General features: G+C 45.7%; 4 protein-coding genes and 1 tRNA gene. All 5 read right to left on the minus strand.

Annotation, left to right across the window (positions count from 1 at the left end; genetic code table 11):
• Positions 1 to 534 precede the first annotated feature (534 nt).
• Positions 535 to 3870 (minus strand): protein DpdE, encoded by a 3336-nt coding sequence (gene dpdE / locus QT974_RS28020; RefSeq protein ID WP_333471670.1) that lies wholly within the window; start codon positions 3868 to 3870, stop codon positions 535 to 537.
• 202 nt (positions 3871 to 4072) lie between these two features.
• Positions 4073 to 4729 (minus strand): glutathione S-transferase, encoded by a 657-nt coding sequence (locus QT974_RS28025; protein WP_333471671.1) that lies wholly within the window; start codon positions 4727 to 4729, stop codon positions 4073 to 4075.
• Between the two features lie 391 nt (positions 4730 to 5120).
• Positions 5121 to 6068: an oxygen-dependent tRNA uridine(34) hydroxylase TrhO gene (gene trhO / locus QT974_RS28030; RefSeq protein WP_333471672.1), complete on the minus strand. Its 948-nt coding sequence runs from the start codon at positions 6066 to 6068 to the stop codon at positions 5121 to 5123.
• A 54-nt stretch (positions 6069 to 6122) separates the two neighbouring features.
• Positions 6123 to 6194: transfer RNA gene (locus tag QT974_RS28035), tRNA-Gly, on the minus strand.
• A 266-nt stretch (positions 6195 to 6460) separates the two neighbouring features.
• The coding region (locus tag QT974_RS28040) for a calcium-binding protein (RefSeq protein ID WP_333471673.1) at positions 6461 to 7610 on the minus strand (1150 nt) is incomplete at its 5' end.

A 7610-nucleotide genomic window follows, 5' to 3' on the forward strand; every position in this document is an offset into this window, starting at 1 on the left:
ACTGCCGAAATGCGAGAGCCCCTACAAGTATATTTTCAAAAATGAGATGCACCCCATTGATAGCTTTTTCTCAAGGAAGGGCGATCGCTCTTTTTGTCATCGAAACGTCGATCTGCCTTTGCTTTTTTGTCAGGGAAAGGAACTCGCACTTTTTAAAATATTGCTGTCCGCTAAATAAGTTGCGGTAATTAGTAATTTTTAGGCTTTTTTGAATTCATATTAAATAATACAAACATCTGAATTTAGACGAAAATTTAACGAGTTTACAGGTTAATAACTTTTACCTGACACAATGTATTTTTAATCGTAAATTTAAATACAGATGATTCCACTTTGATGAAGTACCGCCGATGGATTAATCCCCGCAGGACAGGGCATTTCTACCTTTGATCGGTCGGTACTTCGATTACGTGGAATTGGCTGTATTTGTAGAGGTTCCCACTGCACATCTTGCCTTTTTTAGGGACACAGCAGTGCTGTGTCCTCAAATTGTCACGTTCTAAACTTACCGCGTACAATTAAGCAGATTTGAGATTATCCCTCATCCTCAGCTTTCACAGGAGCGCGCCCAGAAATCACAATAAATCCCACCGACTCCAGAGTCAGGTGCGGGCGGCGAATTCCCGCTAAAACTGCTTGATTTAACGCACTTTCCGTACTGATTTCATCAGCCAAAACAGATTCTAAAAGCTGTTGAGATTTAGAAAGTCGGTTCAAACGTAATTGCAGTTGATTCACCCGGTTTTCGAGTTGAATTGCAGCACTGATAGCGGAACTATTGCAGATTTCCACAAAAGCCTGACGCCCGCGCAGCAATTCCTCAGATACTACCCGCCCCTTTTGACAAAAATCATCCCAATCCAGCGGATCGACAAAACTGTCAATCAGGGAAGTGCGATTTTTCGACAAATTGTAATCCCGATTCGGGCCGCCTTTCCCTTTATAAGCCCGCTGCAATATATTCAGAAGTTCTACATCTTCAACCAAAGACATCTGCTCGCTGCGAGCATCTACATACACGGTTTCAAAAGTTGGCAGAAACAGAGCATCAGCGCGCCGCTGTAAAGCTTTCAAGTTGTAATTATCGATATTTTGTGCTTGCAAAACTTCAGCAGCAGGCTGGACATCAGTCTGGATAGAATAGTTAAATTGGAACCCGAACCATTCCTTTGCTTCGGTAGCATCCCAACTTTCGTCATGTCGCCACATTGCAAAAGCTTGACCCCGATCGTCCCAGCGAACATAAGAGCCAAGTGCGTCAATCAATCCCTCTCCCGTTCGGTAAAGAACGACATCTGTATTTTGATGAGCAATGCGGCGGTTGTAGCTACCATACTGCTGACAGTAAGGAATCAATCGAGTTCTTAAATCATTCGAGGGAATCAATGTTTTTTGAGTAGGTTGATAACGCATCAACCCGGATATACTCGGATGATCTATTTGTTGGAAGTGGAGAGCTTGACATAGCCAACCTTCGGCAGCCCGCTGCATTTCTTTATGGCGAGCATCGCAGTTGTCGAGGGATTCAAAATACTGAGATGCGCTGTCATCGAGAATATCAATTTCATCGAGAACATACTGTTCGTCGATTTTGATTTTCTCTTGTTCGATTTCATTTTTGATTGATTCAAGTTGGCTGGATAAGCCCTTTGCTCCCTCAAGAAACAACTTTTCTTCAAGCTGGATCAGTTTTTTGTCAGCAAAAAACTGAAGGCTGGCTAGAGATTTGTTGAAGATATCAAACCCGTCTTTTAAAACTTGAAACCAAGCTTCGTGGGGACTATCGGGCATATCTGGGCCGGCAAACAAACAAAATTGTACTCCCATTTTGCTGCCAATGCGATCGACTCGCCCGAGTCTTTGTTCTAGCTGGTTGGGAAACCACGGTACATCGAAGTGAACTAACCAATCTGTAAATTGCAGGTTGACGCCTGTTTCGGCCGATCGATCGCACACTAAGATAAAACAATGCGGCTCAGTCTTAAACCGCTTGAGACTCGCCTCAACATCATCCGCAGACTTGCTCGTGTCATGGCTGGCGATCGCCTTTTTACCAAAGATTTTAGCTAAATTTTCTGCAATCTCCTGACAAGTAACGGTAAAACTCGTGAAAATCACAATTTTCGGGAAACGCTCCCCCGGAATCGGCCGTTTAATTTGCTGTTGAATTCTCGATAGCAAATCGCGAGGATTGCTGTGATACTCGCGCGGCACCTTCAAAGCAACTGCCAAAAATCGCAAAATGGCAATTCGTAACAAACTCGGGCGATCGAGTCCTTCCTGCTGCTTTGCTACCGCGTTGAGTAAGGTTTCGAGCAGTTCCCTTTCTTCTGCAAACAGTGCTGTTTTGGTCAAAATTGCCGTGTCGCTTTGTCCGAATTCGCGATCGAGTTCGGGAGTCGATTTTTTTTGCAAGCGAGCTTTGACAACCCGTTCCAAAACATTCAGCCAAGTACCGGAAGCGCGGAAAAACAGCAGAAAAATTCTCTGATATTCGCTAGATTTCGGAGCAGCCGCCCGCCATTTATCCAGTACAGTTTGAATTTCAGACCACTGTTCGTCATTGAGATCGTACTCAGTCTTGGGAACAGTATCGCGATCAAAAATCACATCTTCCACCGCATCCCGGCGGTTGCGGAGCATTCGGCGGTGCAGGCGGTAGGTATCGCTAACGTGAGTGCGAATAGTTTTTACAATGCGAGATTGTTCTGCGGTTTCTGCATTTTTCAAACATTTCTCTAACTCCTTTGCCAAACCGAGAAAATAATCATCTGTCCCCAACAAACTGCGGAGTTGAGCGAGTTTTGTTTTCCAAACCGCAGGCTGTGATGTTTCTTCCAAATCCAGCAATGCGCGGCCGATTTCCTGACGGTTTTGCACCTGTTCTTTAAAACTTTCGAGAGCATCAAGACGGTAGGTTGTGGGGTCTAGCAAGTGCAGCATCGTTAGAAAATCTTGCTCGCGGCCGATGACTGGCGTTGCAGATAATAACAATAAGTTTTTGCTTTTGTGAGCAAGTTTCTGGCAGAGTTCAAAGGATTGTTGCTGGTTGCGATCGCTCGAATGTGCCATTGCGGCAAGATCCTGCGCTTCATCAACAATCAGAAAATCCAGGTTAGCGTTGCGGCTAACTTGATTGATTTCGCTAAGAGCAACAAGTTGCACTCGATCGGCAAAATGAGACAAATAGAATTTATTTTCTAATTCTTGGCGCCACTGTTCGAGCAAATATTTGGGAACCAGTACCACAGCGCGCCCGTTGGGATCGTCTAGCAGAAATTGGCGGAGAATTGTCCCGGCTTCTACTGTTTTCCCCAAGCCTGCTTCATCTGCCAACAAATAGCGCACGATCGGGTCTTCTAGAACGCGCCGCACGACTTCAACTTGGTGCGGGTAGAGGTCTATGTTCGCAGAAATTAACCCCGTCATCCCGCGGCTGACGGCACGCTGTTCGATCGCAGATTGCACAAAGGCCAAGCGGCGATCGTGAAAATACGGGGTTTCTTGACCTTTTACTGCTAAAATGTCGATCGGATCGGCGATCGGGATATTGCAGCGAACGTAAAGCTGAGCTTCGATAGCTTGCAAACTTTGGCTGTCGGGGAGGTCAATTTCGTACTCTAATTTATCTTCATCCCAGTCATAAATTCTGCCAATTATCCACCTTTCGTGACTTGTGCTCCAGAGGTAGCAGCGAGTTTGTCGCTGAAGTCTCGCTTCTTGGAGCAAACCCAAGGGTACAGTTTTGCGGAAACGGTTTTTTACTGAGCAAAAATATTCAATTACCGCATCGGTGCGCGATACTTCGACGACTTTTCCGATTCCCAAATCATTTTTGGGCGATCGAACTAATGAACCAACATCAATCATAATTTCAGCCTGACAATATCTATTAGAATACACTAACGCCTGAGGGACAAAAATAACATTGGTTTGTAGTAAGGACTTTAGTCCTCTCTTTTCTGCGGACTCGCATTCCTAACTACAAACCACAAGGTTCGATCGTTCGGAATGCGAGTTCTCTCTTTTCTGCGGACTCGCATTCGGAACTATCGAACAGCTTGATAGGTAATTACCATCGCCCAAAAACAACGCCTGCACTCCCCGATTCCCATTTAAGGTATTTCTGCATAACACTAGCGTAAATTTCCGAGTCTGTAAACCCTGTTAACCAAGTTTGTAGAGGAGTCCAGGGCTGTTCCTTGAACCAATTTTTATCGGTATGGGCGAATTGACGGACAAAAGGTGCGATCGCCATATCAGCCAATGCTACATTATTACCAAACAAATATTTAGTCGCGCTTAACTTTACATTGAGTTGATCCAGATATACAGCACCTTCATCTCGATGCGATCGGGCATCAACACCAATATAACGTTCGGGATATTTATAACGGTCGAGATGATATTTAAATTTATCATCAAATTGAGCAATTAGTGCTAGCATTTCTGCAACAGAACTTTGTTCGGGAATTAACCATTTTTCAGGATCGTGTTGTGCCAATGCCCATAACATGATATCAATACTTTGATCGAGTACGCGCCCCTCAACATCAATCAATATCGGTACCGTACCTTTGGGAGATACATCTAACATTTCCTGTGGTTTATCGCGCAAAACAATTTCCCGCAACTCACACACCTGATTGCTAACCATCAGCGCCAAGCGGGCGCGCATAGCATAGGGACAGCGGCGGAATGAATATAAAATTGGGTATATTGGTGACATATAGTCAGTTGTCAGTTGTCAGTTGTCAGTTGTCAGTTGTCAGTTGTTATTAGTTATTAGTTATTAGTTATTAGTTATTAGTTATTTTGAAGGGTTTAGAGTCAGAAACCGGGTTTCTTTCTAGATTTAATGTCGCCCAACTATAGTTTTCCGAGAAACCCGGTTTCTTTGAGATTAGGAATGAAAATTAAATAACTTACATTTTTTATTTATTGTTCTTGTGGGAGGGGCGGGAGAACCCGTTCCACAAATATGTGTAAATTATTTAATTCGCGATCCTTAGTGGTAATATTACAGAAGTCAGAAACCGGGTTTCTTGCTAAATTTTACGTCAGCAAACCAGATTTTTCAGAGAAACCCGGTTGCTTGGAGATTAGTGCTAATACTACTATTAATCTATTCCACCATCGGATTTTTCCTTAACATCATAGCGCGCGCCGATATGTGCTTGCTTGCGACGCTTAGCCAGCTCAATTTGACGTTGACGTTCAGAAAATCCTTGCTTTTGGGCTTCGGTTTTTGAGTCATGACAATGAGGACAACTCACACCAAGTACAAATAATTCAGAAGCCCGATCTTCCTCACTAATCGGCTCACGACAAGCGCGACAAAGTTGATAGTTACCCAACTTTAACTCATGAACAACAGAAACCCGTTCATCAAAGACAAAACATTCACCTTCCCAACGACTTTCTGCTTCCGGTACTGTTTCCAAATATTTTAAAATCCCACCTTCGAGATGATAGACTTCTTTAAAACCTTGCGATCGCAAAAAAGCAGTAGATTTCTCGCAGCGAATGCCGCCGGTGCAAAACATTGCCACCTTCGGTTTATCGCGCAAAGCAGTTTCTTGCAACGCCCATTTTGGCAAATCAGAAAAGCTTTTTGTTTTGGGATTGATCGCACCTGCAAAAGTACCCATAGATACCTCGAAATTGTTACGCACATCAACCACAACAACATCAGGATCGTCAAGCAACTTATTCCACTCATCGGGTTTGACATATTTGCCAGCCATGAGGGATGGATTAATATCGGGTATTCCCATGGTGACGATTTCGCGTTTTAAGCGGATTTTCAGGCGGTAAAACGGTGCTTTTTCGGAAAAAGATTCTTTGTGAACCAAATCTGCAAAACGGCTGTCACTGCGCAAGAATGCCAGCACTGCGTGCACGCCTTCGGATGAACCGGCGATCGTCCCATTGATGCCTTCGGCTGCCAGCAAGATAGTGCCTTTGACATTGTTGCGATCGCAACAATCGATTAGCGGTGCTTTCAGGTCGGCAAAATCGGATAGTTCAACGAATTTATATAATGCAGCGGTTAAGAAAGTAGCCATAGATCGAATTGATAGCACTAATTAATTTTCATATTTATATGAAAATTCAGTTAAAGCGGGCGGTGGGGCTCGAACCCACGACGTCCAGCATGGGAAGCTGACATTCTACCACTGAATTACGCCCGCGCTTAGTCTGTTTTACTTGCTTTTGCTTTTTAGGAATTGCGGTAAAAAATGACCAGACACACATTATACGACGATTTGGCAATTTTGAGTCAACCATTTTTAAAATTAATTTTTGGGGGTTGTCGATCGCCCATCGGGCCAAAAAAAAGTCCTGCACGAAAGGCAGGACTAATACTTCTACTCTTCAGTCGGCGTCCGGCGGACTTCGTTTGTATAGCCGCGGTTTCAACCGCCGGGGCCATTGGACGATCGCCCGCCCTCAACCCTTAAACGAAGCGCAAAGAGTTGCTGTCAAGCCCAAAGCCAGAAACTGGTTGGACGATCGCAATCAATTCGTCAGCAGCCGCAGTCTTCTTGAAAATAGCAGCACCCTCGGGCAATCCAGCCGGAGAAGCGCCGATCGCGTAGGTGCTGGGAGCGCCTTGAAGTTGGAGGATATCCTTACTGGGGTCATAACCAACAATCAAAGCGTAGTCGGCTGCGCCAGTGCCAGTATCAACGCCATCGTTGTAGTATAAATTCGTGGCATTTCCCAGCAAGAAAGTATCGCTGCCTTCTGCACCAATCAGCGTATCAACTTCGCCGCGTCCGGGATTAGCACCGGTATAGTCAACACCAACCAGGATGTCGTTACCTTTTGTGGTGTAAAGGAAATCGTTGCCGCTACCGCCAAACAACACATCATTATTGTCACCGCCGTACAGAGTATCGCTACCCTCACCGCCGAGTAAAGTATTGTTGCCGAGTTCCCCGGCGAGAACATCGTTACCGGCGCCACCAAATATCAAATCGTCAGCTTTGCCGCCTAATGCGGTATCTTCGCCGTCGCCGCCGACAATGGTGTCATTGCCTAGGTTACCAGACAACAGGTCGTTGCCAGCATCACCTAATACGAGGTCATCGCCTTTGCCGGCAAATACGATGTCGTTGCCGCCATTGCCAAACAAAGTGTCGTTTCCGGCCTTGCCAAACACTGTATTGTTAGCATCGTTACCAGCGATAAAGTCGTCGCCGTTGGTGCCGAGAATCTGCGGCAGCGAGCTGGTTGTCGGTGTGGGGCGGTTTGTCAGTACGGGTGCGATCGGCTGTGTCAGGTTGAGAGCTGCCGCGGGTGTAAACGGTGGAGGTGTTGGTGTGGTTATGGGTGTGGGAGTTGTGACTGGTGTTGCAGCCGTCACCACGAACGGTTGCGGTTGCGGAGTCCCCACAACTAGCGGTGTGGGTGTTGTGACGGGTGTTGGTGTTGTTACGGGTGTCGGTGTTGTTACGGGTGTGGGTGTTGTGACGGGTGTGGGTGTTGTTACGGGTGTTGGTGTGGTGGGCGAGTCTGTTAAATTAGCAGCCAGAATCGCCGTACCAGTGAGGTTTGCCACAGTTTCGATGAAACCTGCACCTGCAATAGTCGGCGATGCACCG

The organism is Microcoleus sp. BM001215392 (genome assembly GCF_036700185.1).
Lineage (GTDB): Bacteria > Cyanobacteriota > Cyanobacteriia > Cyanobacteriales > Microcoleaceae > Microcoleus.

What these genes read in the sequence shown, in the direction of transcription:
- dpdE (WP_333471670.1), bottom strand. Translation starts at nt 3,870, where the DNA reads ATGATTGATGTTGGTTCATTAGTTCGATCGCCCAAAAATGATTTGGGA.
- QT974_RS28025 (WP_333471671.1), bottom strand. Translation starts at nt 4,729, where the DNA reads ATGTCACCAATATACCCAATTTTATATTCATTCCGCCGCTGTCCCTAT.
- trhO (WP_333471672.1), bottom strand. Translation starts at nt 6,068, where the DNA reads ATGGCTACTTTCTTAACCGCTGCATTATATAAATTCGTTGAACTATCC.